1 protein-coding gene is annotated in these 4299 nt (G+C 49.7%); it reads right to left on the bottom strand.

Annotated elements, in window-relative coordinates; all coding sequences use genetic code 11:
* On the bottom strand, positions 1–4299 hold a 4299-nt coding region (locus IX84_RS18345), incomplete at both ends, for an FG-GAP repeat domain-containing protein (protein WP_044224045.1).

The raw sequence follows: 4299 nt of genomic DNA, 5'->3' as shown, positions 1-4299 counted from the left end.
ATGATCTCCGGTAATGGATCTCTGATCTCTGTGCCGTCAATAACGCCTGTAGTGTTGGCCCCGCAGCTACTTGTAATGGTGTACTCATAATCTGTCCCTGGCTGAAGGGTACCGGCAGGGATCGTTAATTCAGATGTAGTAAGACCGGTATAACTGGTGAACTCCTGACCATTGGTATCCAGCACCACGGTATAGGGTTGGACCAGCGTATCCGGGTCGGTAATGTCCCAATGCAGGACAACCTCTCCGCCACAATCATAAGTTATCGTTATGTTTTCTGGTGTGGGGCAGGTTCCTACACAGTCATTCTCATACCACGCTATCTTATTATCAAAATTAGAGGCCGATAATACATCCGCGTCGCCATCACCGTCCAAATCCATGGCGTATACGGACCAAGCATAATCCGCTGATGTCGTTATGACCTGCTGCGCACCAAAATTGCCGCTGCCGTCATTCTCGTACCACGCTATCTTATCATCAACTAATGAGGCCGATAATACATCCGCGTCGCCATCACCGTCCAAATCCATGGCGTATACGGAAATGGCACCATCCACTGATGTCGTTATGACCTGCTGCGCACCAAAATTGCCGCTGCCGTCATTCTTGTACCATGCTATCTTATCATCAAACTCAGAGGCCGATAATACATCCGCGTCGCCATCACCGTCCAAATCTACAGCGTATACGGAATTAGCATTAGTGGTAATTATTGTTATGACTTGCTGCGCACCAAAATTACCGCTGCCGTCATTCTCGTACCACGCTATCTTATCATCAGTTACAGAAGCCGATAATACATCCGCATCTCCATCACCGTCCAAATCCGTGGCGTATACGGACTGGGCACGATCCGCTGATGTCGTTATGACCTGCTGCGCACCAAAATTGCCGCTGCCGTCATTCTCGTACCACGCTATCTTATCATCAACTAATGAGGCCGATAATACATCCGCGTCGCCATCACCGTCCAAATCCATGGCGTATACGGAAATGGCACCATCCACTGATGTCGTTATGACCTGCTGCGCACCAAAATTGCCGCTGCCGTCATTCTTGTACCACGCTATCTTATCATCATTTAATGAGGCCGATAATACATCCGCGTCGCCATCACCGTCCAAATCCGTGGCGTATACGGACCTGGCAGCATCCGCTGATGTCGTTATGACCTGCTGCGTACCAAAATTACCGCTGCCATCATTCTCGTACCACGCTATCTTGTCATCAAATTGAGAAGCCGATAAAACGTCCGCATCACCATCACCGTCCAAATCTACAGCGTATACGGAACTGGCACCATTCGCTGATGTCGTTATGACCTGCTGCGCACCAAAATTGCCGCTGCCGTCATTCTCGTACCATGCTATCTTATCATCAAACTCAGAGGCCGATAATACATCCGCGTCGCCATCACCGTCCAAATCTACAGCGTATACGGAATTAGCATTAGTGGTAATTATTGTTATGACTTGCTGCGCACCAAAATTACCGCTGCCGTCATTCTCGTACCACGCTATCTTATCATCAGTTACAGAAGCCGATAATACATCCGCATCTCCATCACCGTCCAAATCCGTGGCGTATACGGACTGGGCACGATCCGCTGATGTCGTTATGACCTGCTGCGTACCAAAATTACCGCTGCCATCATTCTCGTACCACGCTATCTTGTCATCAACTTGAGAAGCCGATAAAACGTCCGCATCACCATCACCGTCCAAATCCATGGCGAATACGGAGCTGGCGCTCGCTGCCGCTGTGGTTATGGTATTGGACGTAAAGCCCGGATCGGCACAAGGCACAGCACAGGGTGGGCAACTAGAACCTCCGCAGTCTATACCCGTTTCATCTCCGTTTTGGATGCCATCAGAGCAAGTAGAGAAACAAGTCTGACCGATATTAGCGTTAGCATCTGTGTCGTCACAATCATCCGTACCATTTAGTTCGGATAAAATATACCCATTCAAAGGGCGTTCACATTGCTCGAAGGGAACCCCTGCACTATAACCATCGCCATCCATATCAATGTACCAAGTTTGACCGGGATACTCATTTGCGTCCGAATCGTCACAGTCTGTATTGTCTGTTACATAGCCAGCCGGTGCTGTGGCTGCTAAAATGGAGATGTTTACATCTCCGTACGTATCGGCATCGCTATCTGCGTAAAAAGTAATACAGGGAGTACAGTCCGTCCCACCACAGTCTATACCCTCCTCATCGCCGTTTTGGATGCCATCGGAGCAGGTAGCCACAGAAGCGCAGTCATTTTCATACCACGCGATCTTATTATCAAATTCGGAAGCCGATAATACGTCGGCATACCCATCACCGTCCAAATCCATGGCGTATACGGACCAAGCACGATCCGCTGATGTCGTTATGACCTGCTGCGCACTAAAATTGCCGTCCCCATCATTTTCGTACCACGCGATCTTACTATCAAGCAGGGAAGCCGATAGAACGTCGGCATCCCCATCACCGTCAAGGTCCTCTGCGTATACCGACGTGGCATCATCTGTTGAGGTCGTGATGACCTGCTGCGCACTAAAATTGCCGTCCCCGTCATTTTCGTACCACGCGATCTTATCGGAAGAAGCTGATAAAACGTCGGCATCACCATCATCATCAAGGTCCTCTGCGTATACCGATCCGGCACCATCTGCTGAGGTTGTGATGACCTGCTGTGCACTAAAATTGCCATCCCCGTCATTTTCGTACCACGCGATTTCATCATCAAAAATGGAAGCCGATAAAACGTCGGCATCCCCATCACCGTCAAGGTCCTCTGCGTATACCGACCTAGCACCAATTGTTGAGGTTGTAATGACCTGCTGTGCACTAAAGTTGCCATTCCCGTCATTTTCATACCACGCGATCTTATTATCACTGAGGGAAGCCGATAATACATCCGCGTCGCCATCACCGTCCAAATCCATGGCGTATACGGAACTGGCACCTTCCGCTGAGGTTGTGATGACCTGCTGTGCACTAAAGTTGCCGTTCCCGTCATTTTCATACCACGCTATCTTATTATCATCACCGGAAGCCGATAATACGTCAGCATCCCCATCACCGTCAAGGTCCTCTGCGTATACCGATGAGGCACCATCCGCTGAGGTTGTGATGACCTGCTGTGCACTAAAATTGCCGAGCCCGTGATTTTCATACCACGCTATCTTATTATCACTGAGGGAAGCCGATAATACGTCGGCATCCCCATCACCGTCAAGGTCCTCCGCATATACCGACCAAGCACCATCCGCTGAGGTTGTGATGATGGAAGACGTAAAGCCTGGGGCGGCACAAGGACAGGGTGGGCAATTGCTTCCGCCGCAGTCTACGCCGGTCTCATCGCCGTTTTGGATGCCGTCGGAGCAAGTAAAAGAACAAGTCTGACCGATATTAGCGTTAGCATCTGTGTCGTCACAATCATCCGTACCATTTAGTTCGGATAAAATATACCCATTCAAAGGGCGTTCACATTGCTCGAAGGGAACCCCAGCACTATAACCATCGCCATCCATATCAATGTACCAAGTTTGACCGGGATACTCATTTGCGTCCAAATCGTCACAGTCTGTATCGTCTGTTACATAGCCAGCCGGTGCTGTGGCTGCTAAAATGGAGATGTTTATATCTCCGTACGTATCGGCATCGCTATCTGCGTAAAAGATAATACAGGGAGTACAGTCAGTCCCACCACAGTCTATACCCTCCTCATCGCCGTTTTGGATGCCATCGGAGCAGGTGCTTGGTACGGGGCCAACACAATCATTCTCGTGCCACGCTATCACGTGATCAAAATCAGAAGCCGATATAACGTCCGAATCACCATCGCCGTCCAAATCCGTGGCGTACACTGACTCAGCATAACCCACTGATGTTGTTATGACCTGCTGCGCACCAAAATTGCCGCTGCCGTCATTCTCGTACCACGCTATCTTATCATCAAACAAAGAGGCCGATAATACATCCGCGTCGCCATCACCGTCCAAATCCATGGCGTATACGGACCTGGCACCTTCCGCTGATGTCGTTATGACCTGCTGCGCGCCAAAATTGCCGCTGCCGTCATTCTCGTACCACGCTATCTTATTATCAAGAGAAGAGGCCGATAATACATCCGCATCACCATCCCCATCCAAATCCATAGCGTATACAAAACTTGCATGATCCACTAGGGTAGTGATGATTTGCTGCCCGCTAAAATTGCCGCTGCCGTCGTTCTCATACCATACTACCTTATCATTATCACTTGCCTCTGACGCCGATAAAACGTCCGAATCGCCGTCG

The sequence above is a fragment of the Phaeodactylibacter xiamenensis genome (genome assembly GCF_000759025.1).
Classification (GTDB): Bacteria; Bacteroidota; Bacteroidia; order Chitinophagales; family Saprospiraceae; genus Phaeodactylibacter; species Phaeodactylibacter xiamenensis.
The sequence above is the reverse complement of the archived record's forward strand: the minus strand, read 5'-3'. Positions and strand labels throughout refer to the sequence as shown.